Below are 20075 nucleotides of genomic sequence, written 5' to 3'. Positions count from 1 at the left end.
GCCTCAAGTATCGGTCGGCAGTTCCGGACGCAGTTCAGACACGAATTTGTCGAAATCATCCGCAGCTTGGAAGTTCTTGTAAACACTGGCAAAACGCACATAGGCGACGGTGTCGATCCGCGCCAGTGTCTCCATGACGATCTCGCCGATGGTCTTGGACGGCACATCCTGATCACCCAGCGATTCCAATCGCCGCACGATGCCCGAGATCATCTTGTCGATCCGTTCCGGTTCCACGGGCCGCTTCTGCAGCGCAATACGGACCGAGCGTTCCAACTTGTCCCGGTCGAAATCTTCACGACGACCATTGGTTTTCACGACGACCAGATCGCGCAGCTGAACCCGTTCATAGGTTGTAAACCTGCCCCCGCATTCCGGGCAGAACCGTCGCCGCCTGATCGCCACATGATCTTCGGCGGGACGGGAATCTTTCACCTGCGTATCGACATTACCGCAAAACGGGCAGCGCATCGCTTTCCTCTCTCATCGGCCAAATGGGGCGGATCGTCCCGCTACTGCAACCACTATAGGCACACAACTAGCGATTGGGTAGAGAAGTTTTCCACATACGATATGCAGCCTAGATATGACCGACGCGGGAAGGAACCATCCCGAATTGCCGACGTTTCACATTCACTAGCAAATGGGAGTGAGACGATGAGCATAGCGAGAGTTACGGAAATATCAGCCACCTCCACCACCAGTTTTGACGATGCTGTCCGCGAGGGTGTCGAGCGTGCCAATCAGACACTGCGAAATGTGCAAAGCGCATGGGTGAAAGAACAGCGGGTCTCGGTTGAGAACGGTCAGATTGCGCATTACCAAGTCAACATCATGGTGACGTTCATCTTGGACGACGGCTGACATTCAAGCCAGATGCGCCACGACTTTCCGGGTATGTGGCGCATCTCGATGTTCGAACAGGTATATTCCCTGCCACGTCCCCAGCAGCAGCCGCCCGGCACTGAAAGGGATTTGCAGACTGACCGGCAGAACCGATGCCTTGATGTGCGCCGGCATGTCGTCAGGACCTTCGATCCGATGCGTCAGATAGGACATCTCGGGTTCGTTCGCATCCGGCACGAAACGGCACAGCCACGCCAATAGATCCGACTGAACATCAGGATCGGCATTCTCCTGGATGAGCAACGAGCAGGATGTATGACGCACGAAAAGCGTCAGCAAGCCAGCAGGTGTCTGAGAAGATGTAGTACCCACCGGTCCACAGTCTCTGTCACTTCATATAACCCACGCCCCTGAGTGCGAACGCAAAATTCGGTTTGCTCCGGACGCGCTATCATCAGTCGAAGAAGCCGATCGCTCTTTCTTCACAAAGGTTGTTGCCATGCGCGACGGAGATCGCCTCACCGACGCGATTGACACTTAAGGTGATGTTGCTCGTTGTTTCGGGAACGTCCTCGCGCGACGCAAGCTCGAACCCGACTGCGCGACCGCTATGACCTGATCGGCTTGGTCCAGGCGGGGATTCCAGTACAATTCTGTCCACCGGATTGGCGTTCAATCGCACCCGCGCATATTCAGCAGCGGCACAAAAATACTCCGGAGCACCGGACGCGCCGACACCAATTACTTCCATCTGGTTTCCGCCCAGCGACACGACAAGATTGTGATTGATCGCGCGGTAGGTTTCCCCGGCGATGCCTGTTCGTGGCTTCGTAGGCTCGACCACGCACCCGGCCAAGGCGCCCGCAGCGACGGCGGAGATAATCAGCGCTTTCATCTCTGTCTCCTCAAGATTGCTTCGTCGCATCATGCGGCGACAGGTGTTTGGTTAGCAAATCAATTCCGGCTGATAACTCAGCCTACTCCGCAGCGACCCCGTCAGGCTTATCCCGGGTATCATGGGCCAACCGGGCAGCGATGATCCGGTCGTGGTTTTCAAGCGCCCATTGACCGAGCGCGCGCAGAGGCTGAGCCAGATCACGGCCCAGATCGGTCAGTTCATACTCCACCTTGGCCGGCACCGTAGGGTAAACTGTGCGCAGGACATACCCATCGCGCTCCAACCCACGCAGCGTGGTGGTCAGCATCTTTTGCGATATACCACTGATATCACGCTTCATTTCTGAAAAACGCCTCTTTTCGATGTCCAGCATCATCACGATAAGCACAGTCCATTTGCTGCCGGTCAGCGATATTACGTCTGTGGCCTTCTTACATTGTTCAGGGCTATGCCGAGTTGGTTTCATGAAAGTAACCTTCTAACAAAAAAGTGCCTTCTTGGACTGGGCCGTCCGGTATCATATCTAGCCCTTGTTACTAATATAAACCAAGATACCGAGGATTAAACCAATGGCGAAAATCGCTGTTCTTGTCGGCTCCCTGAGGCAGGATTCAATTAACCGCAAGCTGGCTCAGGCCATCGATACACTGGCCGGTGACCGGCTGGAATTTGACTATGTCGATTTGTCTCAACTGCCGCATTACAATGAAGAATTGTGGGCCGATGCGCCGAGATCAGTGCTTGATCTTAAACAGAAAATCGATGACACGGATGGGGTGCTGTTTGTCACGCCCGAATTCAACCGTTCCTATCCAGGTATTCTGAAAGACGCCATAGACTGGGCCACGCGGCCTTGGGGTGACAATAGCTGGCTGAACAAGCCTGCTGCGGTCATCGGCACGTCGCCCGGCGCAATTGGCGCCGCCGTTGGACAGCGCGAACTGAAAACCATCGTCTCCGCCGTTGGCACGGCGCTCATGGCACAGCCGGAGGTTTATTTCCAGTTCAAGCCTGAACTCTTCGATGACACCGGTGCTGTTGTTAATCCCGACACCGAAACTTTTTTGAACGGGTGGATCGACCGCTTTGCGGAGTGGATCAACCGGACAGGCGTTCGTCCGGAAAAACTCGAGGTTGCGAGCTAGAGGCGACGCACCCTCTCGATCGTGTCTTCCTGTATCTGTTGGATGAAATCCGTTCATTTGGAGTTCGGGCTGACTTTCAAGTGTCAGCCCGATTTCACGACCAGGCTTCGGATCACGCGACAAGCGCCTTCATCGCCTGACGCCAACACGATTCGTCACTCTTTTGATCTTGGTGGCAACCCCCGGCTTGTGCTAGACAGCAGAACCCTTGGCGCCGATACTGATACCCATGAGCCTGCCTCCCGGATTTCTTGACGAGCTACGCAATCGAACCAGCCTGGCCCATGTGGTCGGACGAAAAGTCATTTGGGACACGCGAAAGTCTAACCAGGGTAAGGGCGACATGTGGTCGCCCTGTCCGTTCCATCAGGAAAAAACCGCGTCCTTCCATGTAGATGACCGCAAGGGGTTCTACTATTGCTTCGGCTGCCACGCTAAGGGTGACGCGATCAGCTTCGTGCGTGAAACCGAAAACGTAAGCTTCATGGAAGCGATCGACATTCTTGCACGTGAAGCAGGCATGCAGGTTCCCAAAGCGGACCCGCAAGAACAGCAGCGTGCCGAGAAACGCGCCTCGCTCGCCGATGTCATGGAGATGGCGGTACGTTTCTACCGGACGCAACTTCAGGGTGGTGCGGCGCAGACTGCACGAGAATACCTGACGGGGCGGGGTCTGAAAGCCAAGGCGCTTGAACGTTTCGAAATCGGTTTTGCACCCGACGGTCGCCGCGCATTGTTCGAGCATCTCGCCGCAAAGGGTGTCGAAGAAAAGGCGATCATCGATGCAGGGCTTGCGGCGCTTCCGGATGATGGTGGGCCAGCCTATGACCGGTTCCGCAATCGCATTGTCTTCCCGATCCGCGACGCGCGTGGTCGGTGCATCGCCTTTGGTGGGCGTGCCATGGCGGCGAATGCGCGGGCGAAATACCTGAATTCGCCGGAGACGGTGCTATTCGACAAAGGGCGATCGCTTTACAACCACGGGCCAGCGCGTGAGGCTGCTGGCAAAGGTGCCGCGTTGATTGTGGCTGAAGGCTATATGGATGTGATCGCGCTGGTCGAGGCGGGCTTTGACGGTGCCGTCGCGCCACTTGGCACGGCGATCACGGAGAACCAGCTGCAGCTTTTGTGGCGCATCGCGCCGGAGCCGGTCATTGCCCTCGACGGTGACAAGGCAGGTCTGCGCGCAGCGATGCGGGTGATGGATCTTGCGCTGCCGATGCTGGAGGCCGGACGCAGTTTGCGATTCTGCCTGATGCCTGAAGGCAAGGATCCCGATGACCTGTTGCGGGCCGAAGGTGCCGGCGCGATGCGTCGTCTGCTGGAACGTGCGGAACCGATGGTGCGTCTGTTGTGGCGGCGAGAAACGGAAGACAAGGTTTTCGACAGCCCCGAACGCCGCGCCGCCCTGGACAAGACATTGCGCGAGGCGACAGGTCGCATACGCGATCCGGACCTGCGGCGACACTATGATGAAGAGCTGAAACGGCTTAAGTGGGATTTGTTCGCCCCCGCCTCACGCCGTACCCCGGTCAATCGTCGGCGTGGTGGTTTCGGGCGTCTGGCGAAGATTCAGCCCTCTCCTGCACTGCGCAACTCTCGGCTGGCCGTGTCGGCGGAATCGATAGAGGATGAAATGCGCGAGGCGGTGATCCTTGCCACGATTCTCCGCACGCCCGCTGTTTTGGACCATTACGAAGGCGTCGTGGAAACACTTGCCCTGGCCAACGAGACACATGCACGGCTGCGCGATGCGATCCTGAGTTGCGCAAATGACGCAGGCGCGGAGTTTATGGAGCGTGTCGAAAGCATCGTCGGGGGCGAAACCCTTGAAAGCTTCTTCGCGCAGCCCCATCTGGCGGTGACACCTGCGGTACGCCATGCCGGAAACCCAGAGATGGCACGGATGTGTCTGGCCGAAGAGCTTGCGAAACTGGAAACACGGCGGGGGCTGGCGCAGGAGGTTCGTGAAGCGTCCGAAGACGTGCATGCGGGTCATGACGAGCACTTGGTCTGGCGGTTGTCGCAGGCCACCGAAGCACGCAACCGGGCCGACAGGCAGCAGATGGACGACAACACCGAATACGACACCAGTCCCAACGGGGCAAAACTGAACCGTGACGAGCGGTCAGCTTTCGATGAGCTGATTCGCGATATCAATTTTTCTAGGACGCGAGGACGTTAGGCTGATTCGCCATTTTGTTGAGGAAATGGCATAAGAAACGCGGTAGACCCAATTCCGAATCATTGATGCGCGCAAAACGATTCGGATAGCGCCGGTAACGAATCAGCCTATCTCTGCAAGGAGCACCATATGGCCGCCAAAGACACCGACGATCACAAGCAGGACGATACTGACAACGAAAACGAGCCCATGCTCGACATAAGCCAGGCTGCTGTAAAAAAGATGATTTCCGAAGCCAAAGAGCGCGGTTTCATCACTTACGAACAGCTCAATCAGGTTCTTCCGCAAGATCAGGTGTCCTCGGAACAGATCGAAGACGTCATGTCGATGCTGTCCGAGATGGGCATCAACGTGATCGAAGAAGAGGACGCCGATGATTCGGGCGATGCCGGTGATTCGGGATCGCGAGAACTGGCAACCACTTCTTCATCGCGCGAAGTTTCCTTGGGTGGGGCGGAACGTGAGAAGCTCGACCGGACAGACGATCCTGTTCGCATGTATCTGCGTGAAATGGGATCGGTGGAGCTTCTGTCGCGTGAAGGCGAGATTGCCATCGCAAAGCGGATCGAAGCCGGTCGCAACACCATGATCCTCGGGCTGTGCGAAAGCCCGCTGACCTTCCGCGCGATCACCATGTGGCGAGACGAGCTTCTTAACGAAGACATTCTGTTGCGCGATGTGATCGATCTGGAGACGACCTTCGGCAATTCGATGGACGAGGACTCCGACGAGCCGGTCGTCGAACCCGTTGCCGAAACCGATACCAAGCCCAAGAAGGACAATGCTGACCAGCCGGAGCTAGATGCCGACGGCAACCCGATCCGCAACAACGATGATGATGACGACGAGGACGAGCAGGCCAACATGTCTCTGGCCGCGATGGAAGCTGCGCTGAAGCCGCGCGTGCTTGAAACGCTCGACCAGATCGCCGCCGATTACGAACGTCTGTCCGACTTTCAGGACCGCCGGATATCCGCAACGCTGAACGAGGATTCGACGTTCGGTGAGGGAGCGGAAGCCGACTACCAGAAGCTGCGGTCCGAAATCGTGGTGTTGGTGAACGGTCTTCACCTGCACAACAACCGGATCGAGGCGCTGATCGACCAGCTTTACGGCATCAATCGCCGCATCATGTCGATCGACAGCTCCATGGTGAAACTGGCCGATCAGGCGCGCATCAACCGTCGGGACTTTGTCGATGCCTATCGCGGGTCGGAACTAGACCCGAGCTGGATCGACCGAATGATGGAAAAGCCGGGTCGCGGATGGCAGTCGCTGTTTGATCGCTCGCTGCCGAAGGTTGAAGAATTGCGCGGTGAAATGGCTCAGGTCGGCCAGTATGTCGGTCTTGATATCTCTGAATTCCGCCGCATCGTCGCGCAGGTCCAGAAGGGCGAAAAAGAAGCCCGTTCCGCCAAGAAGGAAATGGTCGAGGCCAACCTGCGCCTCGTGATCTCCATTGCCAAGAAATACACGAACCGCGGGTTGCAATTCCTCGATCTCATTCAGGAAGGCAATATCGGCCTTATGAAAGCGGTCGACAAGTTCGAGTATCGCCGCGGTTACAAGTTCTCGACCTATGCGACCTGGTGGATCCGGCAGGCGATCACGCGGTCCATCGCGGACCAGGCGCGTACGATCCGTATCCCGGTCCACATGATCGAAACGATCAACAAGCTGGTCCGCACCGGGCGCCAGATGTTGCATGAAATCGGTCGCGAACCGACGCCCGAGGAATTGGCCGAGAAGCTCCAGATGCCGCTGGAGAAGGTCCGCAAGGTGATGAAGATCGCCAAGGAGCCGATCTCCCTCGAAACGCCGATTGGCGACGAGGAAGACAGCCAGCTTGGCGATTTCATCGAGGACAAGAATGCGATTTTGCCGCTCGACTCGGCCATTCAGGAAAACCTGAAGGAGACGACGACACGCGTACTGTCCAGCCTCACGCCGCGCGAGGAACGCGTTCTGCGAATGCGTTTCGGAATCGGGATGAACACTGACCACACCTTGGAAGAGGTCGGTCAGCAGTTCTCAGTCACACGCGAACGTATCCGCCAGATCGAAGCCAAGGCATTGCGCAAGCTGAAACATCCGAGCAGGTCGCGCAAATTGCGCAGTTTCCTCGACCAGTAATCGAGAGGCGCACAGATCACTATACTCGAGCCCGCCGAGCCACGCTCTGGCGGGCTTATTGCATCTAAGCCATCGAACGTATCTGCCCGCCGCTCAGCACCAGACCATATGATCGCCAGCAGCGGACGAGATTGCAGTTCGCCTCTTCTCGACATTCCAGTTCGAAGAATTTTTGAACAGTGCTTCTTCCCCAACCGTTCCACGCCCCGTCAAAGCACTTTGATTTCGTCGTCTGGTCATTATAGACCTTCTCAAGAACGCCTCACCCGCTCTGGTCGTGCATTTCGAGATTCCGTCACCAATGCCGAATTCCATATGCAGCACGGCGATAGATCGCCGCACATCTTCGAAAGAGCGAGCATTCTTCGCAGGGCCACACAAGCAACGTAATCCACATCCACCTCTGAATATAACAAATGAAGGAAACTGATGCAGTGAGTACCATCATAGACATCATCGGCCGCGAAATTCTCGACAGCCGTGGCAATCCCACGGTCGAAGTGGATGTTATCCTCGAAGACGGCACCATGGGCCGCGCAGCGGTTCCATCGGGAGCTTCGACCGGCGCACATGAGGCAGTTGAAAAACGCGACGGGGACAAGTCCCGCTACAAGGGCAAGGGTGTTCTGGATGCGGTCGCAGCCGTGAATGGCGAAATCGCGGAAGAACTGGCTGGCTTCGACGTGACCGAACAGGAGGCCATCGACGCCACCATGATCGAGCTCGACGGTACACCGAACAAGGGCCGCCTGGGCGCAAACGCGATCCTGGGTGTGTCGCTCGCCGCTGCCAAGGCAGCCGCCGATTTCACGCTCCAGCCGCTTTACCGCTATGTCGGCGGAACGCAGGCGCGTGTCCTGCCCGTTCCCATGATGAACATCATCAATGGCGGCGAACATGCGGACAACCCGATCGACATTCAGGAATTCATGATCATGCCCGTCGCGGCGGATAACATCCGCGAAGCCGTTCGCATGGGATCCGAGGTCTTCCATACCCTGAAGAAAGAACTGTCCGACGCGGGCCACAACACCGGCATCGGCGATGAAGGTGGGTTTGCGCCGGGGTTGAAATCTACCCGTGAAGCGCTTGATTTCATTTTAAAATCAATCGAAGGTGCCGGTTACAGGCCGGGCGAGGACATCTATCTAGCACTCGATTGCGCAGCAACCGAATATTACAAGGACGGCCATTACGTTCTCTCCGGCGAAGGCAAGACACTCAGTTCCACCGAGAATGTCGATTACCTCAAAGCCTTGTGTGACGACTACCCGATCATCTCCATCGAAGACGGCATGTCCGAAGATGATTGGGATGGCTGGAAGCTGCTGACCGATGCGATTGGCGACAAGGTTCAGCTTGTTGGGGACGATCTGTTCGTGACCAACCCTGCCCGCCTCGCCGACGGGATCGCCAAAGGTTGCGCCAACTCCATGTTGGTGAAAGTCAACCAGATCGGTACGCTGTCCGAAACGCTGAAAGCCGTGGATATGGCCCACCGCGCGCGTTACACAAATGTCATGTCGCACCGTTCGGGCGAGACCGAGGACGCCACCATCGCAGACCTTGCCGTTGCCACGAATTGCGGTCAGATCAAGACCGGCTCGCTGTCGCGTTCCGATCGTCTCGCGAAGTACAACCAGCTTATCCGTATTGAAGAGATTCTGGGTGAAACAGCGATCTATGCAGGTCGTTCGATCCTGAAGGGTTAAGCCTTGTGCCTCCGCCCAGTGGGCGGAGGCATCCAGTCAGCCGCGGTTTGCTTTGACAAAATCGACAAGCATCGCGGTCGATCCATCCTTGCCGCCGGTGTCCTGATCCCCGGCAACGATGGGGCCAAGCGCGGTGGCCAGTTCCTTGCCCAGCTCGACGCCCCATTGGTCATAGGAATTGATCCCAAGTATCACGCCTTCCACGAAGACACGGTGCTCATACAGCGCGATGATCCGTCCCAGCATCGCGGGCGTCAGCTTGGGGTAGGCCAGCGTTGTCGAGGGACGGTTTCCGGCAAAGACACGATGCCGCGACTGGCGCTCCAATTCCGCACCCTCAAAACCCTTGTCAGCCATCAGTTTGCGGGCCTCGCCCAGCGACCGGCCACGCATCAGCGCCTCGGACTGCGCGAGACAGTTCGCAACAAGAAGCTGGTGCTGATGTACCAGATCCGGTTCATGACCTTCCGCTGCCACCAGAAATTCGCACGGCACGACTGCCGTGCCCTGATGAATCAGTTGGTAGAACGCGTGCTGGCCATTGGTGCCCGGCTCGCCCCACACAATCGGGCCCGACTGCATGCCTAGCGTCGTGCCATCCATCGCGACCGACTTGCCATTGCTCTCCATTTCAAGCTGCTGAAGATAGGCGGGCAAACGGGATAGTCGCTGGTCATAGGGCAGCACAGCGCGTGTGCCATACCCGCAAATCTGGTGGTGCCAGATACCTGCCAGAGCCAGCAGGACGGGCAGGTTTTCAGAAAACTCCGCGTCGCGGAAATGCTGGTCCATCTCGGCACCGCCTTGCAAAAACGCGCGGAAATTTTCGATACCGATGCCGATCATCAGGCTCAGACCAATGGGTCCCCACATCGAATAGCGCCCGCCAACCCAATCAGCGAAGCCGAACACCCGCTCTGGTGAGATGCCAAACGCGGCCGTCTTATCCTGCGCGGTAGAAACGGCGGCAAATTGCGCCGCCGGGTCTGTAACGGCTTTTGCCATCCAGTCCCGCGCTGTCTTCGCGTTGGTCATCGTCTCGATAGTGGTAAAGGTCTTGGACGCCACGATGACCAGCGTCGTTGTCGGATCCAGGTCAGCCAGTGTTTCGGCGATCTGCGCACCATCGACATTCGACACGAAATGCAGCCTTGGCCCGTCGTGATATGGGGATAGCGCAATCGCCGCCATAGCCGGACCCAGATCCGACCCGCCAATGCCAATGTTCACAACATCCGTGATTTTGCCACCCTGGCCCGCAAAGGCGCCCGTGCGAACATCATTCGAAAACGCCTCCATCCGCGTAAGCGTGTCGCGCACTTCCGGCATGACATCTTCGCCGTCAACAGTAACCGAAGTATCCAGGTTGCGCAGCGCCGTATGCAGAACGGCCCTGCCCTCCGTTTCGTTGATCTTCTCCCCGGCAAACATGGCATCGCGCTTCAGCGCGACACCGGCCGCGTCTGCAAGTTCGATCAAATGCGCCAGCGCCTGATCATCGAGACTGGTCTTGGAATAGTCGAACAGCATCTCGCCCAGTTTCGCCGAAAACCGGGCGGCACGGTCCGTGTCCTGCTCAAACCGAGATAGCAAGGAAATTTCCATTGTCGCCTCGCGATGCGCGGCGAGCTTTCCCCAGATGTCGTCCATATTACTCCGCCCAGTGTACTGTTGCGTCTTTTAGCACCACGCAAACAGGTGCTTGCGCCGGATCATCCAACTCGCGGGCGCGTTCCAACGCTTTGCGTTTCTCGGCACCAGTGATGACGACGTGCAGTGACATCGCACCACGCAACACGGGCGCCGTCAGCGTAATGCGCGGCTCCGGCGCACCGTCTGCGCGCATCGGCAGGACATGGGGCGCGTCAGCCGCCAGCGCCTCGCCCAAGCGGTCAGCGCCCGGAAAAAGGGACGCCGTGTGCATATCCGCCCCCATCCCCAGCAGACAGACGGACAGGGGCAGATGCGGAGCGACCCGATCGGCCAGATCGGCCATTGCATCGTCGGCGCTATTCTCGCCGGTATAAAATGGCAGAAACTGTGCTGCGGCGGCCTTGTCGGTCAGCAAGCGCTCCTTCACCAGTTTCGTGTTGGAGCGCTTCGAATCCTCGGGCACCCAGCGTTCATCTGTCAGCATGACCGTGACCCGGTCCCAGTCCAGATCAACGGCAGCCAGCGTATCGAAGACCGGACCGGGCGTCGTGCCGCCCGGAACTGCAAAACTGACCGCATCATGACCGGACAGCGCCTGATTCAATTCACCTGCCAACGCATTGGCCAAATCGATCATCATCATGTCCCTGTCGGGGTATTCTTTGAATTTCATACCTTGATCTCCCGCCAGCGTCGTCCGTCGCGATGCAGCAGCGCCAGTGAATCCTCCGGCCCCGACGATCCAGCATCATAGGCGCGCGGCTTGTCATTGTTGTCTTCCCAAGCCGCAATCACCGGATCGGCCCATGCCCAGGCCGCTTCAACCTCATCCCCGCGCATGAACAGGGTCTGATTGCCGCGGATCACATCCATGATGAGACGCTCATAGGCATCGGGAACCTCGCTGGCCTCCGGCCCCAACGCTTCGGCGAAGGTCATGTCCAGCGGCACATCGACAAGACGCATACCCCCCGGTCCCGGTTCCTTGATCGTGACCCGAAGGTCCATGCCCTCGTTCGGTTGCAGACGGATTGCCAGTTCATTGGCCTTGCTGCCAGAGTCCGCCCCGAAAATGGAATGCGGCGTTTCCTTGAAGCGGATCACGATTTCCGACATCCGCGCGCGAAGACGTTTTCCTGTGCGGACATAGAACGGCGTTCCCGCCCAACGCCAGTTCGCCAGATGCAATTTTAGCGCGATAAAGCTTTCCGTCGCGCTGTCCGGGTTCTCCACGTCATCGATGTAGTCCGCAACCGCATCATTGCCGACATATTGCCCCCGAACGACATCGTTCTTGGCGACAGGTTCCAGCGCCCGAATGACCTTCAGCTTCTCATCGCGCACCGCGTCGGGATCGAATTTCGACGGCGGCTCCATCGCGATCAGGCACAGCAACTGCATCAGGTGATTCTGGATCATGTCGCGCATCGCACCGGATTTGTCATAGTAGCTGCCGCGCCCACCAACGCCCACAGTTTCAGCGACGGTGATCTGTACATGGTCGATGAACTGCGCGTTCCACAACGGTTCAAACAGGATGTTGCCGAACCGGACGGCCATCAGGTTCTGAACCGTTTCTTTTCCGAGATAGTGATCGATGCGGTAGACCTGATGCTCGTCAAAATACTTGGCAAGCCCCGCATTGAGTTCTTTCGCCGATTCCAGATCGTGACCGAAGGGTTTCTCTACCACGATCCGCGTTTCATCATGCGCAAGCCCGTGCTTGTGCAGCCCCCGCGCGATGTCCCCGAACAGACCGGGCGCCACCGAGAAATAGAAGGCGCGCACCGCCTCATCCCGCAGCTTGCCTTTCAATTCACCCCAGCCATCTGTGCCTTTGGCGTCTACACGGACATAATCCAGATGCGCCAGAAAGCCCGCGATGTCGTTGGCGGAACGTTTGCCTTCCTCGACAAACTCCTCCAGCGCCTGGCCGATCTGCTGCCGGAAATCATCCGCCGCCATGTCGGATCGCGCGACCCCGATGATCCGTGCGGCTTCAGGCATCTGGCCAGAGCGGTAGCGCCGGAAAAGACCCGGCAGAATCTTGCGTCGTGCCAGATCCCCCGTGCCGCCGAAAATGACCAGATCGAATGTATCAACGGGAATGATCCGTGAAACCATAGGCTACCGTCCTGTCTGAACCCGCCGCCTCAAGGGCGAGCGCGGCGAAATGTTTGCGCTAACTACTATCACGAAGACGCAATTTCACAACGGGCTGCGCCATGTTGGCCGCAGATTTTCACAGGTGAATGACCGGAGCAAAGCGGCGTCCCGAATCAATGATCCAGTTCGGCGTCCCAATAAAGGAAGTCGATCCAGCTGTCGTGCAGGTAGTTGGGCGGAAACTTCCGACCCATATTGCGCAGTTGTTCGGAACTGGGCTGTCCCGGCACCTTTCGCAAGTGCATCCCCGACTGGCGCAGCGTCTTGGAACCCTTTTTCAGATTGCACCGACCACAGGCTGCAACGACGTTCTCCCAGCTTGTGATGCCGCCACGTGCGCGCGGGATCACATGATCGAAGGTAAGATCGCCCTTGGAGCCGCAGTACTGGCAGGAAAATTCGTCCCTTAGAAATAAATTAAAGCGCGTGAAGGCCACGCGCTTTTGAGGTTTTACGTAATCTTTCAGAACGACGACCGACGGTATTCGAATTACGGTACTCGGGCTTCGGACAACTTCGTCATACTCGGCGATGATGTTCACCCGGTCCAGGAAAGCCGCCTTGATCGCTTCCTGCCACGGCCAAAGCGAAAGCGGATAATAGGATAGCGGTCGGTAATCCGCATTCAGCACAAGCGCCGGATGGTGCCTGAGACTGTTTGGCTCCCTGACGAAACTGGTTCTGAATTCCACGTTCACTTCAGCGACTCCGACCCTGCCCTGTCTGCCCGATTCGACCCCAGGACGCGACGACCCGCCCCGGCTGTTGCTTCCACTATATATCGCGGTTAACCTCGCGCAAGCCCGCAAATGTGGATGCCGTCGCGCGCAGAGTTACAGCAGATCTGTGACGAGGATATGACGCTGCGATCAGTTATCCAAGCCCAGTCGATCCCGCATGAAGGCCAGCGCCACGTTCAACCCGTCCGGCGCAATGCCATGTGCAGTGCCTTTCATGACATGGGCATAGACATCGAAACCTGCCGCGGTCAGCGCATTCGCTGCTTCGGGAAGGGATTGCGGCGGCACGACATCATCCTGATCACCGTGGACGAGAAGCACTGGCGGCTTGCTCACAACCTCGTCTTCCAGCAATTCCGGAGCGAGCAAGCGACCGGAGAAACCAACAACGCCGGCAACAGGATCCGTACGACGTGGCGCGACATGCAGGCTAATCATGGTGCCCTGAGAGAACCCGAAAAGCACCAGTTGGGAAGGGCTTATGCCCTCTTCTTCAATAATACCGTCAAGAAACGCATTCAGATCATCGGCGGCAGCCAGCATCCCCTGCTGTGCGACCTCTTCACTGGACCCGTCAATCCAGGGAATGGGAAACCACTGAAATCCCATCGGATTGGCGGCGCTTTGTTCAGGCGCGTCGGGCGCGATGAAAACGGTATCCGGCAGATGCGGTGCCAACGGCTCGGACAGGCCCAGCAGGTCGGCACCGTTTGCCCCGTAGCCATGCAGGAACACGACAACAGATTTGGTTTGTCCCGATTGTGCCGGTGTGCGCCCGTATTCCAGAATACGCGTCATCTGATACCCTCTCTGTCCTTTGCCACGCGGTAGTAGGCCCATAGCAGCCGCGCCGCAACAGCACGCCAGGGCGACCAGTCTTCCGCCATGAGTCGCAGTTGCTTCTCAGTAGGTCGCGCGTCCAGCCCAAACAGAATTCGTGCCGATTCCTGCAGGGCCAGATCGGCCGGGGCAAACACATCGGCACGCCCCAGAGAAAACATCGCGTAAATTTCTGCCGTCCAACGCCCGATGCCCGGCACTTCGACAAGGCTTGCAATGACCTCTTCACAGGCTGCTTCGCGCATCGCGGCGTATTGGAGCCGAGCCTCGGCCAGCGCTTTGGCATAACGAACCTTCTGGCGTGACAGACCACAGGCGCGCAGTTCTTCCTCGCTGGCCCACATGATCTTGCGCGGGCCTGTCAGCTTGGCTGCTTTCAACCGCCCCCAGATGGCATCTGCTGCGGCGACAGAGACCTGCTGGCTGACGATCGCGCTCAGAAGCGGTTCGAACCCATCCCTGTTGCGGCGCAACGGAAGCGGACCAGTCTGCTCCAGCGCTTCCGCGAAGCGCGGCTCTCGTCGCGCCAGCCATTCGGCACCCTCCGCGACGCAACCGGGTGTCATGATGATCCGCTCGTCCATACCTCATCCTGTCCTTGCCGATGGCACCACACCACAGCCGCAACCTGGAGGCAACGCATCTTCCGTTTACCTCTGACACGCGTTAAGCGGTTGATATGAGTAACATCAACGACACCATCAGCAGCGCACCCGACCGCGCCAAGCGCAATGTGGCCATTCTGGTCGCAGCGCAAGCCGTGTTGGGCAGCCAGATCACAATGATCTTCGTGGTCGGTGGCCTCGCGGGCCAGATGCTGGCTCCGACCCCCTGTCTCGCGACGCTGCCGATTTCGATGATCGTCTTCGGGTCCATGACGACCGCGCCATGGCTGAGCAGCCTGATGCAGAAGATCGGTCGCCGCGCAGGGTTCCTGATCGGTGCAGGCGGCGGGATGCTGGGATCGTTGATCGGAATGATCGGGTTGATACAGTCATCCTTCGCACTGTTTCTGATCGGATCCTACTTGACCGGTATCTATATGTCGGCGCAGGGCTTTTACCGCTTCGCCGCGGCGGACACGGCAAGCGACAGCTTTCGCCCCAAGGCGATCAGCTACGTGATGGCCGGCGGTCTGGTGTCCGCCATACTCGGCCCGCAACTGGTAAAGGTCACGAGCATGATGTTCGTCGTGCCATTTCTGGGGACCTATCTGGTTGCAATGGGGATCAACCTGCTTGGGATGATGCTGTTTCTGGCGCTCGACATTCCAAAGCCGCCCACACCCGGGGATGGAGCGCCATCGGGGCGCACGCGGCTTGACCTGCTGAAAACGCCCCGCATCGCCGTCGCCATCATCTGTGCGATGGTGTCCTATGCGCTGATGAACCTCGTGATGACGTCGACGCCGCTGGCCGTGGTTGGCTGCGGTTTCACCGAAGGCAACGCCGCCGATATTGTCACGGGCCATGTCCTCGCCATGTTCGCGCCGAGCTTCTTCACCGGCCATCTGATCGCCCGTTTCGGAGCAGAGCGCATCGTCACGGTTGGGCTGATGGTTTTGGCTGGCGCGGGCGTAGTCGCGTTACAAGGGGTCGAGTTGGACAACTTCTTCGTGGCGCTTGTCCTGCTGGGGATCGGCTGGAATTTCGGCTTCATCGGGGCGACTGCAATGCTGTCGGCGGCGCATTCACCGGAGGAACGCGGACGCGTTCAGGGCATGAACGACGCGTTGGTATTTGGCTGCGTCACGCTGGCGTCACTTGCATCTGGCGGGCTGATGAACTGCTCAGGCGGCAGCGTCGTACAAGGCTGGACGTCGGTCAATCTGGCGATGGTGCCGTTGCTGACACTGGCGGGAGCGTCTCTGATCTGGCTGCGCTTCCTGCCGAAAGAACGGCGGTAGCGGTTACCAACGTTTCGTCATGCTACGCCAAATAAGCAGCGCTTTCTTGCGGGCGTCGGAGCTGTCCAGCAAACCATCTTTGACAGAATGCGGATGTTTCGCGGCTCGTTTCAGTACGTCGCTTGCACGCCAAGCCGTCATCAACGCCGGAGCGGCGGAACTCGGCACCTCTCTGCGTTGCGCGCGCGCGTCACGCATGTTGGCCATGGCCCGTTCAGCCAAATCGCGCACAGCCTCCGGGCGCCCGTCGACCAAGGGCTTGCGACCGCGCGCTTCAAGATCGGGAATCGCCATCAGCAGTGCGGCCACACCGGAACCCCATGCCAGCTTGTAAACCGGATCGCTTTTCGCAGCGCCAAGCGCCCGTGCGGCGACCCACATCAGGTGCCCAGACGTCGCAGTGATGTAGTCGTCGAAATGCGTCTGGTCTTCGAACGGATCGGTATAGACGTCCCAACGCCGCGCAGCGATCAGCTTGTCGAGAACTGCTGCGCCCTCTGCATCCAGCACCTTCGACATCGGTGTGACAACCTCATGCATACGCACAGGACCGCCGCCAGCAATCTGATCCAGCGAGTCGCGCCACCATTGCAGGCGTATCTCGGCGATCTGCGGTTCCTGCGTGACCCATGGGGCGCGGGAGATCTCCAGATTGAACGCAAAGAGCGGCAGCAGGATCTTGCGGGCCTCGACCGGCGCGGCCATGGCCACACGAAACCGGTCGGGATCACCCTTTTGCAGCAGGTTGGCGCAAGCTTGCAGGCTCACCGGATATCCGCGCCCTGCAAAGGCACAACCTTGGAGACGGGTTTTGCCCCGTCGCGGATCAGCTTCCACGTAATCGCATCAAGCAGCGCATCGAAGGCCGCGTCAATTATATTGGCAGAGACGCCCACGGTAGACCAGCGCCGCCCCTGCCCGTCTTCGCTGTCGATGATGACGCGCGTGACGGCCTCGGTGCCACCATCGGTGATGCGCACCTTGAAGTCCACGAGCCGCAGATCCTCGATATAGTCCTGATACGGCCCCAGATCCTTCGCCAGCGCCTTGGACAATGCATTCACGGGTCCACGGTCGCCACCCTGTTCGTCCATGCTTTCCGAGACGGAGAGCAGCTTCTCATCACCGATCTTCACGACAATGACCGCTTCCGACAGGCTGACCATCTTGTTGTACTTGTTCTTGCGCCGCTCGACCGTGACCTTGTAGCGCTTGACCTCGAAGAAGTCGGGCTTCTGGCCAAGCTCTTCCCGGGCGACCAACTCGAAGCTGGCTTGCGCCGTGTCGTAGGAATAGCCCTGCGCCTCGCGTTCCTTCACCGTGTCCAGAATACGGGCAAGCGCGGGATCACCGGGAGCAACCTCCAGCCCCGCCTCCGACAGCCGACGGCGCAGATTGGACTGACCGGCCTGGTTGGACATGGGCACGATGCGGCTGTTGCCCACCACCGACGGATCGACATGTTCATAGGTCGACGGGTCTTTCAGGATAGCCGAGGCATGCAGCCCCGCCTTATGCGCAAACGCCGACGATCCGACATAGGGCAGCGACTTCAACGGCACGCGGTTCAGGATATCATCAAGCATCCGCGAGGCCCGTGTCAGCCCCGCCAGCGCGTCATGGCTGACCCCGATCTCGAAGGTGGATGCGTAAGGCTCCTTCAGCAGCAGCGTCGGGATCAGCGTCGTCAGATTGGCATTGCCGCAACGCTCGCCCAACCCGTTCAGCGTGCCTTGTACCTGCCGCGCTCCCGCATCCACCGCTGCTAGCGTGTTCGCGACCGCATTGCCCGTATCGTCATGGGTGTGGATGCCTAGATGGCCACCCGGAATTCCGCTGTCAATCACGGCGCGGGTGATCGCACCGATCTCGGCCGGCAGCGTGCCGCCATTGGTGTCGCACAGCACGATCCAGCGCGCACCGGCTTCAAACGCCGCATGCAGGCATTTCAGCGCATAGTCCGGGTTGGCCTTGTAGCCATCGAAGAAATGTTCCGCGTCAAACAACGCCTCGCGCCCCTGCGCCACGAGATGCGCGACCGATTGAGCGATGTTGCCGAGGTTCTCGTCCAAGCCGATTCCCAACGCCTTGGTGACGTGGAAATCATGCGTCTTGCCAACCAGGCAAACGGCTGGCGTGCCCGCGTTCAGCACACCCGCCAAAACATCGTCATTTTCCGCCGACCGCCCGGCGCGCTTGGTCATGCCGAATGCGGTAAAGGTCGCGCGGGTCTGGGGGCGGCTATCGAAGAATTCACTGTCGGTCGGATTCGCGCCCGGCCAGCCCCCTTCGATGTAATCAACGCCAAGTCGATCCAAGACTTCAGCAATCTTGGTCTTTTCCGGGGTGGAGAACTGCACCCCTTGCGTCTGCTGCCCGTCGCGAAGCGTGGTGTCGAAGATGTAGAGGCGTTCGGTCATTTCAGTGCCTCCAGCTTGGCAGGGTCGAATGCCGGGCCCGCCTCCGCTATAACGCCTTCCTTGGTGATCTTCACCTCGACCCCAGCAGCAATCAGAGCGTCGCGAAGTCGATCCGACGTAGCAAAATCCTTCGCAGAACGCGCGGCTTCAATCTGATCTGCGATCTCTTGCATCTTTGCCGCATGGCCATATGCCTTTTCTACGGCAACCGTAACGCCGCTTGGCCATTCCTTACCGAATCCGAGGAAATCCAGTGTCGAGCGGAAGCGATTTATGTCTTCGCCAGATTTGGCCTCCTTGAAGCGCTGATGCAGGATCGACAGCGCCAGCGGCGTGTTCAGGTCGCGTGCCAGCGCCTCTACAACTTCCCGGTCCGGACGAAAAGCGGTCACAGCACCCTCAGTTGCCTTTCGCCATTTCCAAAGCGTATCCCGTGCCTCTTCCGCCTTCTTCTCCGTCCAGTCCATCGGCTTGCGGTAATGGGTCGACAGGAAGATAAACCGGATCACCTCGCCCGGAATACCCTGGTCCAGCAAGTCGCGGACGGTGAAGAAATTGCCGAGCGATTTCGACATCTTCTTGCCTTCGACCTGAAGCATCTCGTTATGCATCCAGAACCGCGCGAACTGGCCTTCGGGATGGGCGCAGCAGCTTTGGGCGATCTCGTTCTCGTGGTGCGGAAAGGTCAGGTCGTTGCCGCCACCATGAATGTCGAAGCTGTCGCCCAGCAGGTCATAGGACATGGCAGAGCATTCGATATGCCAGCCCGGACGCCCCCGCCCCCATGGGCTGTCCCAGCCCGGCAGGTCGTCGGTCGAGGGCTTCCACAGCACGAAATCCATCGGGTCACGCTTGTATGGCGCGACCTCGACCCGCGCACCTGCAATCATGTCGTCAAGCGAACGCCCCGACAGCTTGCCGTAATCGGTGTAGCTTTTTACATCGAACAGCACATGACCTTCGGCTTCATAGGCGTGGCCCTTCGCAATCAAGCGTTCGATCATCTCGATCATCTGCGGGATGAAGCCCGTGGCACGTGGCATCTGGGTCGGATCGAGCGCACCGAGCGCGCGCATGTCATCGAGGAACCACTGCGTCGTTTCGCTCGTGATCTCGCTGATGTCGCGCCCGCTTTCCCTAGCCCGCGCGTTGATCTTGTCATCGACGTCGGTGAAGTTGCGCACATAGGTCACATGGTCTTCGCCGTAGACATGTCGCAACAACCGGAAAAGCACATCGAACACGACGACCGGCCGGGCATTGCCCAGATGCGCGCGATCATAGACGGTCGGGCCACAGACATACATGCGGACATTGTTCCGGTCGATCGGGTCGAACCGTTCGGTTGTCCGTGTCTTGCTGTTGTATAGCTGGATGTCGGCCATGTTCTTCTCCGTCGCGCGTCGCGGCGGGCTTATCCGACTGGGGTGG

The 20075-nt window shown here is 58.7% G+C and carries 18 protein-coding genes and 1 pseudogene; 6 read left to right on the top strand and 13 right to left on the bottom strand.

What is annotated here, in order from left to right:
* Nucleotides 1–3 precede the first annotated feature (3 nt).
* Nucleotides 4–471: a transcriptional regulator NrdR gene (gene nrdR / locus FPZ52_RS03595; protein WP_146363789.1), complete on the bottom strand. Its 468-nt coding sequence runs from the start codon at nt 469–471 to the stop codon at nt 4–6.
* Nucleotides 472–657: 186 nt separating this feature from the next.
* Between nrdR and FPZ52_RS03590 the strand changes: the two genes are divergently transcribed.
* Nucleotides 658–864, top strand: a complete 207-nt coding sequence (locus FPZ52_RS03590) for a dodecin family protein (RefSeq protein ID WP_146363787.1) — start codon at nt 658–660, stop codon at nt 862–864.
* Nucleotides 865–867: 3 nt separating this feature from the next.
* Here the strand turns inward: FPZ52_RS03590 and FPZ52_RS03585 are convergent.
* From FPZ52_RS03585 to FPZ52_RS03575, 3 genes and pseudogenes are all read right to left on the bottom strand, one after another.
* Nucleotides 868–1301: pseudogene (locus FPZ52_RS03585) on the bottom strand (secondary thiamine-phosphate synthase enzyme YjbQ).
* Entirely contained in the window at nt 1301–1741 is a 441-nt protein-coding gene (locus tag FPZ52_RS03580; protein WP_146363786.1) for a hypothetical protein, read from the bottom strand. The pseudogene FPZ52_RS03585 and the gene FPZ52_RS03580 overlap by 1 nt, the downstream one beginning before the upstream one ends.
* A gap of 82 nt (nt 1742–1823) precedes the next feature.
* Complete coding sequence (locus tag FPZ52_RS03575) at nt 1824–2210, bottom strand: winged helix-turn-helix transcriptional regulator (RefSeq protein ID WP_146363783.1); 387 nt, start codon at nt 2208–2210, stop codon at nt 1824–1826.
* Nucleotides 2211–2313: 103 nt separating this feature from the next.
* Here FPZ52_RS03575 and FPZ52_RS03570 point away from each other — a divergent pair, with 103 nt between their 5' ends.
* The 4 genes from FPZ52_RS03570 to eno all read left to right on the top strand — a co-directional run bounded on the left by FPZ52_RS03570 (nt 2314) and on the right by eno (nt 8919).
* On the top strand, nt 2314–2889 hold the full coding sequence (locus FPZ52_RS03570; protein WP_146363781.1) for an NADPH-dependent FMN reductase: 576 nt from the start codon (nt 2314–2316) through the stop codon (nt 2887–2889).
* A gap of 229 nt (nt 2890–3118) precedes the next feature.
* Nucleotides 3119–5074, top strand: a complete 1956-nt coding sequence (dnaG, locus tag FPZ52_RS03565; RefSeq protein ID WP_146363779.1) for a DNA primase — start codon at nt 3119–3121, stop codon at nt 5072–5074.
* A gap of 129 nt (nt 5075–5203) precedes the next feature.
* Nucleotides 5204–7207, top strand: coding sequence for an RNA polymerase sigma factor RpoD (gene rpoD / locus FPZ52_RS03560; protein ID WP_146363777.1), 2004 nt, complete (start codon nt 5204–5206; stop codon nt 7205–7207).
* A gap of 434 nt (nt 7208–7641) precedes the next feature.
* The gene (gene eno, locus FPZ52_RS03555) at nt 7642–8919 is read left to right on the top strand and encodes a phosphopyruvate hydratase (RefSeq protein WP_146363775.1); all 1278 of its coding nucleotides are present in this window, start codon (nt 7642–7644) and stop codon (nt 8917–8919) included.
* Between the two features lie 36 nt (nt 8920–8955).
* Here eno and pgi read toward each other — a convergent pair whose 3' ends face one another.
* From pgi to FPZ52_RS03525, 6 genes are all read right to left on the bottom strand, one after another.
* Nucleotides 8956–10569, bottom strand: coding sequence for a glucose-6-phosphate isomerase (pgi, locus tag FPZ52_RS03550; protein WP_146363773.1), 1614 nt, complete (start codon nt 10567–10569; stop codon nt 8956–8958).
* Nucleotide 10570: 1 nt separating this feature from the next.
* Nucleotides 10571–11245 (bottom strand): 6-phosphogluconolactonase, encoded by a 675-nt coding sequence (pgl, locus tag FPZ52_RS03545; protein ID WP_146363771.1) that lies wholly within the window; start codon nt 11243–11245, stop codon nt 10571–10573.
* Nucleotides 11242–12696 (bottom strand): glucose-6-phosphate dehydrogenase, encoded by a 1455-nt coding sequence (gene zwf / locus FPZ52_RS03540; RefSeq protein ID WP_146363769.1) that lies wholly within the window; start codon nt 12694–12696, stop codon nt 11242–11244. The genes pgl and zwf overlap by 4 nt, the downstream gene beginning before the upstream one ends.
* 155 nt (nt 12697–12851) lie before the next feature.
* Complete coding sequence (locus FPZ52_RS03535; protein WP_146363767.1) at nt 12852–13436, bottom strand: HNH endonuclease; 585 nt, start codon at nt 13434–13436, stop codon at nt 12852–12854.
* 171 nt (nt 13437–13607) lie between these two features.
* Nucleotides 13608–14276, bottom strand: a complete 669-nt coding sequence (locus FPZ52_RS03530; RefSeq protein WP_146363765.1) for an alpha/beta hydrolase — start codon at nt 14274–14276, stop codon at nt 13608–13610.
* Nucleotides 14273–14902 (bottom strand): DNA-3-methyladenine glycosylase family protein, encoded by a 630-nt coding sequence (locus FPZ52_RS03525; protein WP_146363763.1) that lies wholly within the window; start codon nt 14900–14902, stop codon nt 14273–14275. The genes FPZ52_RS03530 and FPZ52_RS03525 overlap by 4 nt, the downstream gene beginning before the upstream one ends.
* Before the next feature lie 95 nt (nt 14903–14997).
* On the opposite strand from FPZ52_RS03525, the gene FPZ52_RS03520 reads away from it, so the two are divergent.
* Nucleotides 14998–16224, top strand: coding sequence for an MFS transporter (locus tag FPZ52_RS03520; RefSeq protein WP_146363761.1), 1227 nt, complete (start codon nt 14998–15000; stop codon nt 16222–16224).
* A gap of 3 nt (nt 16225–16227) precedes the next feature.
* Here FPZ52_RS03520 and FPZ52_RS03515 read toward each other — a convergent pair whose 3' ends face one another.
* The 3 genes from FPZ52_RS03515 to cysS are packed head-to-tail and all read right to left on the bottom strand — an operon-like array spanning nt 16228 to nt 20029.
* Nucleotides 16228–16992: a squalene/phytoene synthase family protein gene (locus tag FPZ52_RS03515; protein WP_146363759.1), complete on the bottom strand. Its 765-nt coding sequence runs from the start codon at nt 16990–16992 to the stop codon at nt 16228–16230.
* Nucleotides 16989–18644, bottom strand: a complete 1656-nt coding sequence (gene cimA, locus FPZ52_RS03510) for a citramalate synthase (RefSeq protein WP_146363757.1) — start codon at nt 18642–18644, stop codon at nt 16989–16991. The genes FPZ52_RS03515 and cimA overlap by 4 nt, the downstream gene beginning before the upstream one ends.
* Nucleotides 18641–20029, bottom strand: coding sequence for a cysteine--tRNA ligase (cysS, locus tag FPZ52_RS03505; protein WP_146363755.1), 1389 nt, complete (start codon nt 20027–20029; stop codon nt 18641–18643). The genes cimA and cysS overlap by 4 nt, the downstream gene beginning before the upstream one ends.
* Between the last annotated feature and the right edge of the window lie 46 nt (nt 20030–20075).

Origin of the sequence: Qingshengfaniella alkalisoli (assembly GCF_007855645.1) — a bacterium.
In the GTDB taxonomy this organism is placed as follows: domain Bacteria; phylum Pseudomonadota; class Alphaproteobacteria; order Rhodobacterales; family Rhodobacteraceae; genus Qingshengfaniella; species Qingshengfaniella alkalisoli.
Note: the sequence above shows the minus strand (reverse complement) of the source record. Positions and strands in the feature narration are given on the sequence as shown.